General features: G+C 56.3%; 17 protein-coding genes and 2 tRNA genes. 8 read left to right on the forward strand and 11 right to left on the reverse strand.

Annotated elements, in window-relative coordinates:
- Window positions 1–128: 128 nt before the first annotated feature.
- Window positions 129–758 (forward strand): TfoX/Sxy family DNA transformation protein, encoded by a 630-nt coding sequence (locus AC1V0D_RS03035; protein WP_058958010.1) that lies wholly within the window; start codon window positions 129–131, stop codon window positions 756–758.
- On the opposite strand, the gene yccS is transcribed toward AC1V0D_RS03035, so the two are convergent.
- Together yccS and AC1V0D_RS03045 are read right to left on the reverse strand one after the other, a co-directional pair.
- The gene (gene yccS / locus AC1V0D_RS03040) at window positions 755–2,896 is read right to left on the reverse strand and encodes a YccS family putative transporter (protein ID WP_369750594.1); all 2,142 of its coding nucleotides are present in this window, start codon (window positions 2,894–2,896) and stop codon (window positions 755–757) included. The two genes, AC1V0D_RS03035 and yccS, sit on opposite strands and share 4 nt — an antisense overlap.
- A 1-nt stretch (window position 2,897) precedes the next feature.
- The gene (locus tag AC1V0D_RS03045; protein WP_009091033.1) at window positions 2,898–3,338 is read right to left on the reverse strand and encodes a YccF domain-containing protein; all 441 of its coding nucleotides are present in this window, start codon (window positions 3,336–3,338) and stop codon (window positions 2,898–2,900) included.
- Window positions 3,339–3,461: 123 nt separating this feature from the next.
- On the opposite strand from AC1V0D_RS03045, the gene helD reads away from it, so the two are divergent.
- Window positions 3,462–5,516 carry a DNA helicase IV gene (helD, locus tag AC1V0D_RS03050; protein WP_265136561.1) on the forward strand — a complete coding sequence of 685 codons (2,055 nt, stop codon included), beginning with the start codon at window positions 3,462–3,464 and terminating at the stop codon, window positions 5,514–5,516.
- 1 nt (window position 5,517) lies between these two features.
- Here the strand turns inward: helD and mgsA are convergent, their stop codons facing one another.
- Complete coding sequence (gene mgsA, locus AC1V0D_RS03055) at window positions 5,518–5,976, reverse strand: methylglyoxal synthase (RefSeq protein WP_009091029.1); 459 nt, start codon at window positions 5,974–5,976, stop codon at window positions 5,518–5,520.
- Between the two features lie 68 nt (window positions 5,977–6,044).
- Window positions 6,045–6,686, reverse strand: a complete 642-nt coding sequence (locus AC1V0D_RS03060) for a YccT family protein (protein ID WP_009091028.1) — start codon at window positions 6,684–6,686, stop codon at window positions 6,045–6,047.
- A 176-nt stretch (window positions 6,687–6,862) separates the two neighbouring features.
- Here AC1V0D_RS03060 and AC1V0D_RS03065 point away from each other — a divergent pair, with 176 nt between their 5' ends.
- On the forward strand, window positions 6,863–7,276 hold the full coding sequence (locus tag AC1V0D_RS03065; RefSeq protein ID WP_009091026.1) for a CoA-binding protein: 414 nt from the start codon (window positions 6,863–6,865) through the stop codon (window positions 7,274–7,276).
- A 36-nt stretch (window positions 7,277–7,312) separates the two neighbouring features.
- Here the strand turns inward: AC1V0D_RS03065 and hspQ are convergent, their stop codons facing one another.
- Entirely contained in the window at window positions 7,313–7,630 is a 318-nt protein-coding gene (gene hspQ, locus AC1V0D_RS03070; RefSeq protein WP_009091024.1) for a heat shock protein HspQ, read from the reverse strand.
- 58 nt (window positions 7,631–7,688) lie between these two features.
- Window positions 7,689–8,879: a 23S rRNA (cytosine(1962)-C(5))-methyltransferase RlmI gene (rlmI, locus tag AC1V0D_RS03075; RefSeq protein ID WP_482906949.1), complete on the reverse strand. Its 1,191-nt coding sequence runs from the start codon at window positions 8,877–8,879 to the stop codon at window positions 7,689–7,691.
- Window positions 8,880–8,964: 85 nt separating this feature from the next.
- On the opposite strand from rlmI, the gene yccX reads away from it, so the two are divergent.
- Complete coding sequence (gene yccX, locus AC1V0D_RS03080; protein ID WP_482906950.1) at window positions 8,965–9,243, forward strand: acylphosphatase; 279 nt, start codon at window positions 8,965–8,967, stop codon at window positions 9,241–9,243.
- On the opposite strand, the gene AC1V0D_RS03085 is transcribed toward yccX, so the two are convergent.
- Both AC1V0D_RS03085 and yccA read right to left on the reverse strand, forming a co-directional pair.
- Entirely contained in the window at window positions 9,244–9,570 is a 327-nt protein-coding gene (locus AC1V0D_RS03085; protein WP_482906951.1) for a TusE/DsrC/DsvC family sulfur relay protein, read from the reverse strand.
- 104 nt (window positions 9,571–9,674) lie between these two features.
- The gene (gene yccA, locus AC1V0D_RS03090; protein WP_009091017.1) at window positions 9,675–10,328 is read right to left on the reverse strand and encodes an FtsH protease modulator YccA; all 654 of its coding nucleotides are present in this window, start codon (window positions 10,326–10,328) and stop codon (window positions 9,675–9,677) included.
- A 220-nt stretch (window positions 10,329–10,548) separates the two neighbouring features.
- On the opposite strand from yccA, the gene AC1V0D_RS03095 reads away from it, so the two are divergent.
- The 3 genes from AC1V0D_RS03095 to agp all read left to right on the forward strand — a co-directional run bounded on the left by AC1V0D_RS03095 (window position 10,549) and on the right by agp (window position 12,784).
- Window positions 10,549–10,636 (forward strand) — tRNA-Ser (locus AC1V0D_RS03095).
- Window positions 10,637–10,709: 73 nt separating this feature from the next.
- A tRNA-Ser gene (locus AC1V0D_RS03100) sits at window positions 10,710–10,797 on the forward strand.
- A 265-nt stretch (window positions 10,798–11,062) separates the two neighbouring features.
- On the forward strand, window positions 11,063–12,784 hold the full coding sequence (agp, locus tag AC1V0D_RS03105) for a bifunctional glucose-1-phosphatase/inositol phosphatase (protein WP_482906952.1): 1,722 nt from the start codon (window positions 11,063–11,065) through the stop codon (window positions 12,782–12,784).
- A gap of 64 nt (window positions 12,785–12,848) precedes the next feature.
- Here agp and AC1V0D_RS03110 read toward each other — a convergent pair whose 3' ends face one another.
- From AC1V0D_RS03110 to wrbA, 3 genes are read right to left on the reverse strand one after another with little or no spacing between them, the layout of a single operon-like run.
- Window positions 12,849–14,222 (reverse strand): NAD-dependent succinate-semialdehyde dehydrogenase, encoded by a 1,374-nt coding sequence (locus AC1V0D_RS03110; protein WP_426607201.1) that lies wholly within the window; start codon window positions 14,220–14,222, stop codon window positions 12,849–12,851.
- 54 nt (window positions 14,223–14,276) lie between these two features.
- A complete protein-coding gene (locus AC1V0D_RS03115; protein WP_482906953.1) occupies window positions 14,277–14,507 on the reverse strand; it encodes a YccJ family protein in 231 nt (76 codons plus the stop codon).
- Between the two features lie 20 nt (window positions 14,508–14,527).
- Window positions 14,528–15,127 carry an NAD(P)H:quinone oxidoreductase gene (gene wrbA, locus AC1V0D_RS03120; protein ID WP_009091010.1) on the reverse strand — a complete coding sequence of 200 codons (600 nt, stop codon included), beginning with the start codon at window positions 15,125–15,127 and terminating at the stop codon, window positions 14,528–14,530.
- Window positions 15,128–15,428: 301 nt separating this feature from the next.
- On the opposite strand from wrbA, the gene AC1V0D_RS03125 reads away from it, so the two are divergent.
- A complete protein-coding gene (locus tag AC1V0D_RS03125) occupies window positions 15,429–15,602 on the forward strand; it encodes a con-10 family general stress protein (RefSeq protein ID WP_009091008.1) in 174 nt (57 codons plus the stop codon).
- Window positions 15,603–15,677 lie beyond the last annotated feature (75 nt).

Below are 15,677 nucleotides of genomic sequence, written 5' to 3' on the forward strand. Positions count from 1 at the left end.
TCGCAAAAACGCGACAAGATTAGGCGAACCACTATTTATTCGTTGAACCCGCTTACTCTTTTTCCTATCTTCTAATTGCCTGATACCCAAGGCAATTTACGATCTGTTTCTGACATGGAGGTGGTGCAATGAAAAAGGTGAATCCGGTTGTAGAGCGCTCCAGAGCGCATCTGGCCCCACTGGGAGCCATTGAGTCCCGTACCCAGTTCGGCGGGTATGCACTGGCGGTTGAGAGTGTGGTTTTCGCGTTAATTAATCAGGGTGAGCTCTACCTGCGCGCCAGTGAACCCCTACAGGCGTACATCACCGATCGGCCTCTGCAGCCGCTGGTGTTTCGCAAGCGAGGTAAGCTGGTCAGTCTCAATTACTACCGCGTCGATGAGACGTTATGGCGCGATCCTGAGCACCTGCTGGCGCTCTCCGCCGCCTCACTGGAAACGGCGCAGCTGGAGCTGCAGGACAGGCAGGGTTCACCGCGCCTCAAAGATCTGCCCAACCTCAGTGTCCGTCTGGAGATGATGTTGTATGACGCGGGTATCATGAGCGTCAACCATCTTTACCAGATGGGGGCCAAACAGTGCTGGCTGAAGCTGAAAGCCATCAACCAGCACGTCGGATTTCAGACATTGCTGGCGCTGCAGGGCGCAATCACCGGTCATCATGCTGCTGCACTGCCGCAGGCAACCCGGGCCGAGCTGAACGCCTGGTTTCAGCGCACGCTGTTGTCTGACACAGCGCCCGGAAGCAGCAAAGGTTAGTCGGCGAGTAGCGTGCGGCGCAGGCGAGCCATTTCAGGCATCAGTGCCACCAGCAGACCGAGTTGCTGGAGCACCAGTGGCGCACGCGTGTCTGCATCCGCGGCCAGCTGGCTGATGCGCTGAGCTAACGGCTGGCGCATCGCCTCTGCCTGTTCATCACTGACCACCTCCGTCTGCAGCACATCTTCCACGTAGCAGACGGTGTCATCCAGCAGCGTCAGCAGTGCCGGATCGCTGATCTTATCGCGGTGGGCACCCAGTGCAGAGATGTAACTCAGAAACGAGTGGTTAGAACAGAGCAGCTGAAAAGCGGATTCACGCAGTTTCTGGCTGGTGCGACTTTCACTGCTCATATTTGACACCACCGACGCCAGCTCAGCATCGGCATTGTGCGCATCACGACGCGCAATGCGATAGGCGAGTCGGTTGTCTTTGCCCTGATGATACTGCTCCATGATGGCGTCAAGATAACGACAGTTGGCCTGCAGAGTGCGTTCTGCCACGGCCGGTAACTGACGGAACCGCCAGTCAGGCCAGATAAAGGCCACAGCCAGCCAGGCCAGCCCACAGCCCAGTAAGGTATCTACCACCCGTGGCAGGGCGACCTCAAATCCTTCACCTAACAGATTGAAGCAGAGCAGCACCAGCAGCGTAATAAACAGCGTGGCCTGCGCATACTGGACCTGTCTGAAGGCAAAAAAGAGCACGCCGGAGATAACGATCAGGATTAACTGACCCTCTATGGAGGGCACCAGCCATAAAACGGGCAGGCCAATCGCAATACCGGCCAGCGTCCCGCCGATACGCAACGCCAGCCGTCGCTGGGTTGCGTTGTAGTTAGGCTGACAGACAAACAGACTGGTCAGCAGGATCCAGTAACCGCGTTCCAGTCCGGTCACCTGAATAAAACCGTAGCCGATACAGAGCACCACAGACATCCGGACAGCATGCCGGAACAGCGCCGACGCGGGCGTGAGATGTCGGCTGAAGCGCAGCCGGATATCACTCCAGCCACTCAGCCCTTCTCGCGACAGCAGATTGTCGCTGTGCTGAGTGTCTTCGCCTGACAGGGTCTGTTCAGATTCAATCGAGGCGAGTTGAGCGTCGATGGCGCGCAGATTACGCAGCAGCCAGAAGAGCGCACGCGTATGGGCGGCTTCCGGTTCACGCTGCTCCAGACGCTCTATGGCTTTCTGCAGACGTTCAAACGCGCGCTCAAACCGGCTGTCATGTACCCATCTTTCGCGCATCAGGATGCAATGCGCCAGCTGCCGACACGCCTGAGCCTGCATATTCAGCAGTCGCTGGAAGCGAAACAGAATTTCGTTATAGCGCCAGTCACCCCGCAGCAGGTGATATTGCAGGTGAGATGAGCTGGCCCGTTCATGAATGTCCTGCGCCACAAAGTAGTAGTGGAGGCTGCGGCGGGTTCCGCGAGAGCCGCGATCGCCGCGCAGACGACTCTGCAGCGTGGTTTTGGTCAGGTTGAGCTGGGCCACTAACTGGCTGTTGACCATTGCCGCCTCCACAAAGGCGGCATCATCCTGTTCACCCGCATCCGGGTCGAACAGATTCGCTTTCGCATCCAGATAACGCGCCAGTTGTGAAAAACTGCCGGCCAGCTGCTCCTGCACCGGTCGCACCGGGAACATCAGGTGACCCAGCAGTGTCAGCAGGTTGTACCAGAGCGCGCCGACCAGCAGCAGGATCGGCTGCATATACCACTGACTGAACAGCCCGATGCCAAGCATGGTGTAGACCGCAATCAGCAGCGCGCCAAAGGCGATCGTCGCATAACGCTGACCCAGCGCCCCCAGCAGAATAAAACCCCAGGTTGAGATCGCGAGGCCAGCGATAAAGGCCAGAGGCCAGGGAAACAGTAACTCGACGGAAACCGAGGCGATGCAGAAGCAGAGCAGGGTAATCAGCAGATTCTTCAGGCGGCCCGCCAGACGATCATCGAGATCGGCCAGCGCCGCCGCTACCACGCCCAGCGTCAGCGGGATGGTCCACTCAATCTGGTGCAGCCACCAGGGAATAGCGGCACATCCGCTCAGCGCAAACAGGATGCGCAGCAGATAGCGCCAGGCGCTGTTAAACAGATATTTGCGCCAGCCCGGCAGCGTAGCTGACATCATATTAATAGCGGCGGGCATTGGCTTCGCGCGCAGCCTGCGCCTCTTCCACTGACACCACCCGGCGTCCGACCGGCCAGAGTGCTATCGCGGCGATCTTGAAGTTAGCCAGCCCGACCGGAATGCCGATGATGCTGATGCACTGCACAATCCCGACAGAGATATGGGAAAGGCAGAGCCACCAGCCGAAGAAAATCAGCCAGAAGATATTCAGAAAGGTTCCGCCAGTGTTCATGATGTGGCTTTTGTTTTCAGGGCGAAGCACATCCACATGCACCGCCTCGTTACCAAATGGCAGCAGCGAGAGTTTGGTAATTTCCCAGCAGGAGCGGGTAAGCGGCAGGGTAAAAATCAGTACGATGCTGATCAGGGTGGCAAAGAGCCAGCTCAGGGTGGTGAAAAAACCGCCCAGGACAAAATTAAGAACGTTTAAGACGGTGCGCATGATCTTCTTTTCCTTTTGCATTCCGCAAGATGTGACGCCAAGTTTAGCCTGTTTTAAGGCTGGAGCGCCAAGGGTCTGACAGGTAAACTTCCCCGAATCCTATTCTCTGACGTGAGTGTCGGCGTGGAACTGAAAGCAACTTCGATGGGCAAACGACTTGCCCGGCATCCCTATAATCGTGTCCGTCTGATGGCAGCGGGCGTCGAAGTCAGTGGCGATAAGCATGAGTACCTGATCCCTTTTAATCAGTTGCTGGATATCGCCTGCAAACGCGGCGTGGTGTGGGGCGAACTGGAATTTTTGCTGGCTGATGAAAAAGTGGTGCGGCTGCATGGCACGGAATGGCAGGAAACGCAGCGCTTTTATCACTACCTGCTGCAGGCCTGGCAGAGCTGGAGCCTGGAGATGAGTGCGGTGTGCCGCGACGTGCTGCAGACCCTGCGTGATGACATTGAGGCATTCAGTGCGCAGGATCGCTGGCTGAACCGGCATGAACTGCAGGCGCTGAAAAACACCATTATTCAGCAGTTCGATGCGTTGCCGTTGCCGCTCTCCCGGTTGAAGGATTTTGCTGACTGTCGTGAAAACCAGGCTTTCTGTCAGCGCTGGCTGGAGCAGGGCGAGGCGGCCCTGCGGCAGCGAAACCGTGACTGGACCGCCGCAATGCTGACCCGCTACCGGGCATTCTTCGACACGGTCGAGAGTACGCCTCTCAATCAATCGCAATGCGAGGCGGTAGTCAACGGCGAAGATTCACTGCTGGTGCTGGCGGGCGCCGGGAGCGGTAAAACCTCCGTGCTGGTGGCGCGTGCGGGCTGGTTAATGCAGCGCAATCTCGCCAGCGCCGATCAAATTCTGCTGCTGGCCTTTGGCCGACAGGCTGCAGAAGAGATGAACGCCCGTATCCAGTCGCGGCTGTCAGCCAGTGATATTCAGGCGCGAACCTTCCATTCTCTGGCCCTGCATATTATTCGTGAAGGCAGCAACAAACAGCCGGTCATCAGCAAGCTGGAGAGCGATGCCGATGCACGTCGTGCACTGCTGATTCAGGAATGGCGGCAGCAGTGTCATGAAAAAAAGGCCCAGGCCAACGGCTGGCGCCAATGGCTGCGTGACGAGCTGGAGTGGGAGGTGCCGGAGGGGCCATTCTGGGAAGATGACAAACTGGCTAAGCGCCTGGCGTCCCGGCTCGAACGCTGGCTGGGGCTGATGCGCATGCATGGCGGCGCGCAGGCCGCGATGATCGCAGAGGTGCCTGAGGATGTGCGCGATCTGTTCAGCAAACGTATCAGGCTGATGGCTCCCCTGCTGAAAGCGTGGAAGAGTGCGTTAAAAGAGGAGGGCGCGGTCGATTTTTCGGGGCTGATTCATCAGGCGATTGCTCTGCTGGAAAAAGGGCGCTTTATCAGCCCCTGGAAACACATTCTTGTGGATGAGTTTCAGGATATCTCACCGCAGCGCGCCGCCTTGCTCAGCGCTTTACGCCAGCAGAACAGGCGCACCGCCCTGTTTGCCGTTGGTGATGACTGGCAGGCCATCTACCGCTTCAGCGGTGCAGAGATGACGCTGACGACGGCGTTTCATCACTACTTTGGTGAGGGTGACCTTTGTGTGCTGGATACCACTTACCGCTTTAACGATCGCATCGGCGACATTGCGAACCGTTTTATCCAGCAGAATCCGCAGCAGCTGGCGAAGCCGCTTAACAGCATCACCAAAGGGAATAAAAAGTCGATTTCACTGCTGGCGGACGATCAGCTGGAGCCGTTGCTGAATAAACTCAGCGGCTATGTAAAGCCTGATGAGCGCATCCTGCTGCTGGCGCGCTATCACTACCTGCGACCGGATGTGCTGGACAAAGCCAGAACCCGCTGGCCGAAACTCAATCTGGAATTTATGACCATCCATGCCAGTAAAGGCCAGCAGGCGGACTACGTCATTCTGCTGGGGTTGCAGCAGGGCAAAGAGGGCTTTCCGGCGAACGTGCGCGAATCGATTATCGAACAGGGCCTGTTACCGCAGCCGGAAGCGTTCCCGGATGCAGAAGAGCGCCGCCTGGCCTACGTCGCTCTGACACGGGCGCGCCAGCAGGTTTTTCTGCTGTTTGATAAAAGCGCGCCGTCACCCTTTGTCGGGCACTTCCGTGAGCTGGGTGTACCGGTGTTGCGTAAAGCCTGAGTTACTTCAGCCGTCCGGCCAGATAGCGCGCATAATCAGGGATCATGATCTCGCTGCTTTGCGCAAACAGCGGCGACTGAATAATAAAATCTGCGGTGGAGCGATTGGTGGCGACCGGGATATTCCATACGGTAGCCAGACGCAGCAGCGCTTTGACATCGGGATCGTGGGGTACCGCATTGAGCGGGTCCCAGAAAAAGATCAGCGCATCTATCTTTCCTTCTGAAATCAGCGCGCCTACCTGCTGGTCGCCGCCCATCGGGCCGCTCAGCATGGCCGTGACATTCAGGCCGGTGTCGCGGTTGATCAGATTCCCGGTGGTGCCGGTCGCATAGAGGATATGGGATTCCAGTGCAGGCTGATTCTGTTTAACCCACTCAAGCAGAGCGGCTTTGCAATGGTCATGGGCGACCAGTGCGATATGTTTTTGTTTGCCAAGGGTACGGGTAGTCTGCTCCACAAACGTCTCCATTCAGGGTCATGCGGAAAAAGCGATAGCGCGAGTTTACCTCTGCGCTTTCAGCGCTATCAACTGGTGCGCAGCATTTTGACCAGCGTCAGAAACTGCTGACGCGTCGCTTCGTCAAAGCGCTGAAACCAGCGGTGAAGTGAGGGATGCTCCGCTTCAATCGTCCAGTCGAGATCGGCGGTCAGACTGACCGCAGAAGGCGTCTCAGAGGCTGAATGGGCAAAACGAGGCACAGAGGCGATCTGACCGGTGCGATTGTAGTTCACCATCGCTTTTTCCATGTCGACAGCGGGCGCGGCAGGCAGACGATCGCGCAGGCTGGTGATTTCGTTCCCTTTCTCATCCACCAGCAGGAAATTCAGGCTGCGATCGAAGTGATAGCGCTCGCGTTTTGTCTCCAGCGCAGGCAGCCGGATGGTAATGGTTTTAGCCACGGCAGTGAAGGTGACGATCATCGGCACCGATTGATAGGCGAGGGTGCTCTCTTTCTGACCTTTTCGTTGCTGCTCTACCCGAAACAGAAACTGATGCTGACCCCGGTCCAGCTCTAAACTGTCTGCGCCCTTGAGGAGCGAGCCTGAAATCTTACGGCCATCCAGCACCAGCAGATCGATTTGCGGATCGAGCTTTAACGTGATGGCAGAACAGGACGCCGAAACGAGGAGAGCGACCCACCCCATTACAGCCAGCGACAGCTTCATTTCAACTCCGGTAACTGATGACACACAGGATTATGTGTAGCAAATTCTTACATTATGGCAGTTAGTTTACATTTAAACATATTTAATCGTGCGCTGGCTCAATTAATTACGTCACTGACTTAACCGTTCGGGGGTGTGCCCATCTACACTCAACTCTGGCCTGAAAGGAGATAACGATGAACGACCAGACAATTCGCGAGGTGCTGACCCGCACCCAACGCATCGCCTTAGTCGGGGCAAGCGATCGCCCTGAGCGTCCCAGCTACGGCGTGATGAAATATTTGCTTGATCAGGGGTATGACGTGATTCCGGTCAGCCCGAAGCTGGCGGGCAAGACGCTGCTGGGGCAGCAGGCGTATGCCAGCCTGGCAGATGTTCCGGGCCATATTGATATGGTGGATGTATTTCGCAATTCTGAAGCCGCGTGGGGTGTAGCCCAGGAGGCGATTGCGGTGGGCGCAAAAACCCTGTGGCTGCAGCTGGGTGTGATTAATGAGCAGGCGGCCGTGCTGGCACAGGATGCGGGTATGACGGTGATTATGGATCGCTGTCCGAAGATTGAGATTCCGCGGCTGGGGATCACGCGCTGAGAAGAGAGGTGTGGCGGCAGAGGGTGCCGCCACAGATTAATGTCGCAGATGAGGCGCCTGAAGCTGCTGACGCACTGAGGCCGCCAGTTCATCCATTGAGGGCTGCTCAGGGTGTTCAACACTGGTTTCGCCCGAAAGCTGAATTTCAGCAACATAGGTATGCACCTGATCGCCTTCTTCATCTTCCATCACGACATGATACCAGGGTGCCGAACGCATCTTCTCTTCCGCGCCAACCTCTTCAATTTTAGGCTCATCTAACGAGTACTCAGGATCGACATCGACAATAACGCCCAGTACGCCGGACAAACGATGACGAACCTGCTGACCAATACCAAATTTACTGGCAATCATAGTGACCTCCGAAAAAAAGCTCTCTTTCCAATATGGGGGCAGGAGCCAATTTTTCAAGTCACATGACGCGGCAGGCGAAACCTTTCAGGTAGAGTCCCTCCGGGTAACTGGCGATCACCGGATGATCCGCTGCCTGACGGAACTGCTCAATAAACTGCACCTCGCGGCCGGCATCCAGTGCGGCATCGGCAATGATCTTCTGGAACAGTTCGGTGGCCATCAGACCGGAGCAGGAGAAGGTCAGCAGAACGCCACCGGGATTCAGCAACTGAATGGCGAGCATGTTGATATCTTTATAGCCGCGACAGGCGCCCATCAGCTGACTTTTGTTTTCGACGAACTTCGGCGGATCCATAATGATCAGATCAAATTTCTCCCCACTGTCACGATAGCGACGCAGCAGTTTGAAGACATCATCACGCTCAAAGCGCGCGCGGGAGAGGTCGAGTTCATTCAGTTCGACGTTCTGACGTGCCACATCCAGCGCTTCCTGCGAAGTATCAACGCTGATCACCTCTTTACAGCCGCCCATCAATGCCGAGACGGCGAATCCACCGGTATAGGAGAAGCAGTTAAGTACCCGGGCATCCTGAGCGTAACGGCGGGTGGCGAGACGGCTGTCTCGCTGATCGAGGTAGTAGCCGGTTTTATGGCCGCCCTTGATATCAACCAGCAGCTTCATGCCATGCTCAGTAATCGGCAGCAGAGGCGGCGGCAGTTCGCCGGTAATCGTGCCCTGCGTCAGTTCCAGCCCCTCTTTCTTCCGCACAGCGACGTCGGAGCGGTCATAGACTGCACAGCCGGGGAAACATTGCTGCAGGGCAGTAATGATCGCCGCTCGCTGATATTCGGCTCCAGCGGAGAGCAGCTGCAGAACAAAAAAATTGCCAAAGCGGTCAATGGTGACGCCCGGTAAACCATCAGATTCACCGGCGATCAGACGATAGCTGTCCAGACCGTCGCGCGCTGCCAGCCATGTGCGCCACTGCTGCGCCTGCTCAAAACGGCGCACAAAGAAGGCGATATCGATGGATTCATCGGCCTGCCAGCTCCAGACACGGGCGCGAATCTGTGACTGAGGAGAATAGGCGGCGCGCGCCAGCCATTTGCCGTTACTGTCACACACGTCAATGGTTTCACCCAGTTGCGCTTTACCTTCCAGACGCGCGACAGCGCCTGAAAAGACCCAGGGATGGCGACGGAGCAGGGACTTTTCACGTCCCTTTGCGAGAATCAATCTGACTGTCATAGTTTGCTATGCTTACCTGAAAAAATGAGGTGCCATTGTCCGGTGGATAACGGGAAATTGCAACGAACAGCAGCAGGAGGGCAGTATGTCAGCAGCCTGTTTTAAAGCATGGGTTTATGGCCGCGTGCAGGGCGTCGGATTCCGTTACAGCATCCAGGCCGAAGCCCGCGCGCTGAGCGTACTGGGCTATGCGCGCAACCTGGAGGATGGCAGTGTCGAAGTGCTGGCCTGGGGCGAGGCGGAAAAGGTCGACGCCCTCATCGCCTGGCTCAAAGCGGGCGGGCCACGCAGCGCGCGGGTGGAAAGTGTACGGGTGGAGCCGCACCAGCCGTCATCACCCCCACGCGGCTTTACGACCGGATAGTCAGAGACATTTGGCCGGTTTGGGCAGGCCTGCGACTTTCGTCGCCTGCTTAGCCGGCCCGTCAGGGAAGAGACGAAACAGATAGCGGCTGTTGCCTTTCTCTTCTCCATACTTCTTCGCCATCGCCTTCACCAGCATTCGTACGGCGGGGGAGGTGTTAAATTCCAGATAGAAGGCGCGCACAAAATGGACGACCTCCCAATGGGCGTCGGTCAGCGTAAGGCCTTCCTGCGCGGCAATATGTTCAGCCAGCGCTGCACTCCAGTCGCTGGGATTTTTCAGATAGCCTTCGGCATCGACGGCGATTTCGTTACCGTTAAAATTCACGTGAATTCCTCTCTGTAAATGACGGCGCAGTGTAGCAAACTGACGTAACAGTAAAAGCAAAAACCCCGCCGGAGCGGGGTTTTCAACGCTGATGAACGTGTCTGTCAGTTGCTGCGGGCAAAACCGAGCAGGCTCAGCAGGCTGACAAAGATGTTATAGAGTGAAACGTAGAGGCTGACCGTGGCCCGGATATAGTTTGTTTCTCCGCCGTGGATGATATTGCTGGTTTCCCACAAAATCGCGCCGGCTGAAAAGAGAATGAACAGGGCGCTGATAGCCAGATGCAGAGCAGGTAACTGCAGGAAGAGGTTAGCCACTACCGCGACCAGCAGCACCACAAAGCCCGCCATCATCATTCCGCCAAGGAAGGACATATCACGGCGGGTCGTCAGCACATACGCGGAACAGCAGAAGAAGACCAGCGCCGTTCCACCCAGCGCCAGTGCGATCACATCCCCCATCCCTGCGGTCAGGAAAGAGCTCAGGATCGGACCCAGGCAGTAACCCAGGAAGCCGGTGAAGGCAAAGGCGGCCAGGATGCCCATCGGGCTGTTAGCCAGACGGTAAGTTAAAAACATCAGACCATAGAAGCCGACCAGCATCAGGATCAGACCGGGAGCGGGTAACGCCAGCAGGGTGCTGGCCGTGGCCGTCACGGCTGAAAAAGCCAGGGTTAATCCCAGCAGAAAATAGGTATTGCGCAGAACTTTGTGCGTTGAGAGCAGTGAGGACTGCGATGAGGTGACAATTCTTTCCATGTTGCGCTCCTTTAAGCAGAACACTAAATATGAGCCGAGAATACGCAGGCCATTAAAGAGGGAAAAGCCGTTTTACCCTTCTTTACGCGCTAATCTGCTAATTGTTTGAGCAGAGTGGTGATTTTGACAGCGAAAAAACAGGAAATGGCTGTTTTTCATGCGAACAGTCAGATACAGGCTTTACATCGATAATCGGGATGTTTATAGTGCGCGTCATTGCGGAGGGGTGGCCGAGCGGCTTAAGGCAGCGGTCTTGAAAACCGCCGATGGGAAACCATCCGAGAGTTCGAATCTCTCCTCCTCCGCCACTTTATCTGCCTCGGGCAATAAAGTGGCAAAATGTCAGCTGATTATTTTGCCAATGCAGTACTGTTTTAAAACGGAGGGGTGGCCGAGTGGCTTAAGGCAGCGGTCTTGAAAACCGCCGATGGGAAACCATCCGAGAGTTCGAATCTCTCCTCCTCCGCCAGATTTTACAGGCCAGCACTGAGTGCTGGCCTGTTTCGTTTCTGCCTTCCTCTGTTCTTCTGCCATGCCGGAAAGGCGCACTGAGCCGCACCCGGCTTTGCATTCATCTCTCTTTATCCTCTCTGCTATAGTCTACTCACCGTTTTTGCAAACATCTGGCGCTTTTCTGAGGCGAGCTGAGTTACACTAGGGATTACGTCGCTCTGAGGCGAGCTAATCGGTTGATAGCCAGAGTGTTTCTTTACTGAATGAATGGAATAGGCACAATGATCAAGAAACTGAGTCTTTGCGCATTGTCAGTGCTCGCAGCATTGCCGGTCGGAACCGTCGCGCTGGCGGCTGAAGGTGATATGCAGCTGCAGCAGGTCCTGATGCTAAGCCGTCACAATCTGCGTGCGCCGCTGGCCGATAACGGCAGCGTGCTGGAGCAGTCCACCAAAAAAAGCTGGCCGCAGTGGGACGTTCCTGGCGGTCAGCTGACCACCAAAGGTGGCGTGCTGGAAATCTACATGGGTAACTATACCCGTCAGTGGCTGGCCCAGCAGGGACTGGCGAAGAACGGCAGCTGTCCTGACAGCAATAACGTCTTTGTCTATGCCAACAGCCTGCAGCGTACCGTTGCCACCGCCCAGTTCTTTGTCAATGGCGCCTTCCCGGGCTGTGACATCGCGGTCACGCATCAGGATGCGATGGGCACCATGGATCCTATCTTTAATCCGGTCATCACAGATGGCAGCGAAGCCTTCAACAAGAAAGCGCTGGCCGCGATGGCTGCCGAAAATGAAAAACTCTCGCTGAAGCCTGCTTTCCAGCGTCTTGAGAAGATTGTTGACTATAAATCTTCGCCTGCCTGTAACAATAAAAAGCAGTGCGATCTGAGCAGCGGTCAGAACACCTTCAGCGCGGAAAATGGTAAAGAGCCGAATGTCAGTGGCCCGCTGAAAGTGGGTAACTCGCTGATGGATGCGTTCACTCTGCAATATTATGAAGGTTTCCCGCTGGAGCAGGTGGCGTGGGGACAGATCAAGACGCCTGAACAGTGGAAAGAGCTGTCGGCCATTAAAAATGGCTATCAGGACGCGCTGTTTACCAGTCCGGATATCTCGCGCGAAGTGGCCGCCCCGCTGGTGGATTACATCCGCAGTCAGCTGGTCGATCAGGATAAAGCCAGTGCACCAGCTATTACGCTGATGGTGGGGCACGATTCAAACATTGCCTCGCTGCTGAGCGCGTTGCAGGTGAAGCCGTATGAGCTGCCTGATACCTGGGAAAAAACGCCGATTGGTGGTCAGGTTGTCTTTGAACGCTGGCACGACGCGAAAAATGACAAAGACCTGCTCAAAGTCGAATATGTCTATCAGAGCGCCGATCAGCTGCGCAATGCGGACGTGCTGAGTCTGAAAAACCCGCCAAAACGTGTGACGCTGCAACTGGCGGGCTGCCCGACGGATGCTAACGGCTATTGCAGCTGGGATCAGTTCTCTCAGGCGCTGAACGCGGCGCTGCAGGGCACGCCAATGCAGCCAGCCGCTGCACCACAGCCAGCCGCCGCGACGCCATCTGATGACGACAGTGCGAAAGCTGCTGCGACGCAGGATGCTGCCGCTGACAAAGCGGAAGCCGATAAGGCGACCGCAGACAAAGCGCAGTCGGATGCGGATAAGGCTGCCGCCGGGAAGGCTGATGCAGATAAAGCCGCCGCCGACAAAGCCGCAGCGGAGAAGGCCAGAGCGGAGAAAGCTGCCGCCGACAAAGCCGCAGCAGAGAAGGCTAAAGCGGATAAAACTGCCGCTGATAAAGCCGCAGCGGAGAAGGCTAAAGCGGAAAAAGCTGCCGCTGATAAAGCGGCGGCTGATAAGGCCAAAGCGGATAACGCAGCGGCGAAATCAGCCGGTGACAACGCCACGGCTGACAAGGCTGATAGTGCAACACCGTCTGCCAGCGCGCAGAACGATAAAACAAAGTCAGCGGCTGAAGCGACACCGTAATATCCCCATCCTGCTGATAATAAAAAACCCCGTCGAGACGGGGTTTTTTTATACCTGCGACAGCTTATCCCGCCACAACAACCAGTTTCTGGTTAGCAAACTCTTTGATACCCAGATCGGAAAGTTCACGACCATAGCCGGAACGTTTCACGCCGCCAAAAGGCAGCTCGGCGGAGGTGTCGCTCTGCGAGTTAATAAACACCATGCCGGTTTCAATGGCAGAAGCGAGCCTGCGGCCACGGGCAATATCCCGCGTCCAGACGGAGCCGCCAAGACCATAGTGAGAGTCGTTGGCCAGCGCCACCGCGGCCTGGTCGTCAGCAACTACATAGACCTGTGCCACCGGGCCAAAGAACTCCTGATAGTAAGCCGGATTATCGGGTGTGATGCCGGTCAGAATCGTGGGCTGGTAATAGCAGCCCACGCCGTCAACGGCTTTACCGCCGGTCAGCAGTTTTGCGCCGCTGGCGACAGCTTCATCAACCTGTTTAACCAGACGGTCGCGCGCATCTGCCGAGGAAAGCGGACCCAGCGTGGTCTTCTCATCCAGCGGATCGCCCAGCGTCGCCGCGCTCAGCGCCGTGCTGAACTGGCTGATAAAGCGATCGGCAATTTTCTCATGCAGAATAAACCGTTTTGCTGCCGTACAGACCTGACCGCAGTTGCTCAGGCGCGCCTGCACACCCTGACGCACGGCTTCATCAAGATTGGCATCATCCAGTACGACAAAGACGTCATTGCCGCCCAGCTCCAGCGTCGATTTCTTCAGGTGCTTACCGGCCTGTTCGGCCACGGCGCTACCGGCGCGCTCGGAACCGGTCAGGGCAACCCCCTGAACCCGATCGTCAGCAATCAGATCCGCAACCTGCTCCGTAGAGATAAACAGGTTCGTCCAGGCTCCTTCAGGCGCACCTGCTTCGCGAACCAGTTTTTCAAAGACATCGGCACAGTGCGGCACGATATTGGCATGTTTTGCCAGCACCGGGTTACCCAGCGCGAGGTTAGGCGCCAGCACGCGCATCAGCTGATAGTAGGGGAAGTTCCACGGCTCAACGGCCACCAGAACACCAATCGGATGATACTCGACCCAGGCTTCGCCCAGCTCACTGGGGTAGGTGTGCGGCTGCAGGATGCGCTCAGCATTCTCCGCGTAGTAGCGGGCAATCTGCGAGCAGATTTTGACTTCGCCCCGGCTCTGACCAATCAGTTTACCCATCTCTTTACTGGCGATGGTGGCGAGTTCTTCCGCACGGCTATCAATCAGGTCAGCCAGCTTTTTCAGTACCTGCAGGCGCGGCTGAATCTCCCCTTTGCTCCAGGAGGAGTGGAACAGCTGGTCAGCGACCTCCAGGGCATGGCTGACGGCGGCATCATCATGGGATGGCCAGCTCTTCAGCAACTGGTTGTTGGCGGGATTAATGCTTTGATAGGAAGACATAGCGTTCTCCTTGGTGAGCGAAAAAATTGAGGGCGGGAAGATCCCGCCCCTGAATCAGACGTTTTTACGTTCTACGGGTTTGTCATCCCAGGTCAGGAGATCTTTATCGGTTTTTTCAAAGGCGCGAATCAGTACATCGTCACTGCCCTGCTGACGCCAGATCTCTTCTGCCAGTCTCTCATCGTAATCAGCCACTTCGAAAATGGCCTCAGCAATTTCAGGGGAGGTATGACGCAGACTGGACCATTCGCCAACGTGATGTGCTTTTGATTGTTCAGTAGACATACTTTTCTCCTTTGATTAAATCAGTCCTGCAGTTTAGTGGTCAGGCTGGCAACATGTTCGCCCTGAAAACGGGCGATGTTCAGCTCCGCTTCCGTGGGCTGACGGGAGCCATCCCCGCCTGCCAGGGTTGTCGCACCATAAGGTGTTCCGCCGCGCACCTGAGAGATATCAAACAACTCTTTGGTGCCGTAGCCGATGGGCACGATCACCATGCCGTGATGCGCCAGGGTGGTCCAGACCGAGGTAATCGTCTGTTCCTGACCGCCGCCGGTGCCGGTTGAGGTGAAGACGCTGGCGACCTTGCCAAACAGGGCACCTGATGCCCACAGGCCGCCGGTGCGATCCCAGAAGGTGCGCATCTGACCGGACATGTTGCCGAAGCGGGTCGGGGTGCCGACGATAATGGCGTCATACTGCGGCAGCACATCCGGCGTCGCCTCTGCCGCCAGCTGATCGGTTTTGCCGCCCACCTCCGCAAAGCGACTGGCCTCCATCGTTTCTGGTACCCGCAGGATATCCACTTCCGCGCCGGGAACCCGACGAGCGCCTTCAGCAACCGCGTTCGCCATCGTTTCGATATGTCCGTACATTGAGTAATAAAGCACCAGAATCTTAGCCATTGATCTCTCCAGGTGGTTTAGACGTCCAGAAAAAGTATAGAAGAGCTTTCGTTTTACGCAGGGGAGGGAAGGAATGGGCGGATTTAGCTGTGTAATAATTCCGCAGCTAATCGGTTGTAAGCTAGAGGAATGTTCGTTATTTACTCAAATCGGTGGTGAATAGTCTGTTGCTAAATGTGACTGTGCGCGGGGTGAAAGCAGAATCTGGCTATTCTTTAACCATGGGTTGAATCCAGGCCCCGGGCCGTCAGCTCTCGACTTTCTCATTCTTATTTATCGCACTACGCGACAGGAGCACATCATGACAACACATCGTGGCGGTTCAGGTAATTTTGCTGAAAACCGTGAACGTGCCGCAGAGGCGGGACGCAAAGGGGGCAAAAACAGCGGCGGTAATTTTAAAAACGATCCGCAGCGTGCCGCGCGTGCCGGCGAAAAGGGCGGACGCAGCAGTCCGAAGAAAACGGACGCTTAATCCCCTGATAGCCGCCGGTAAGATCCGGCGGTTAACGTCGTTGCTTTTCCCCCTCGCTCTCCTCCACAATGTTGT

This window comes from Pantoea sp. PA1 (assembly GCF_056856975.1).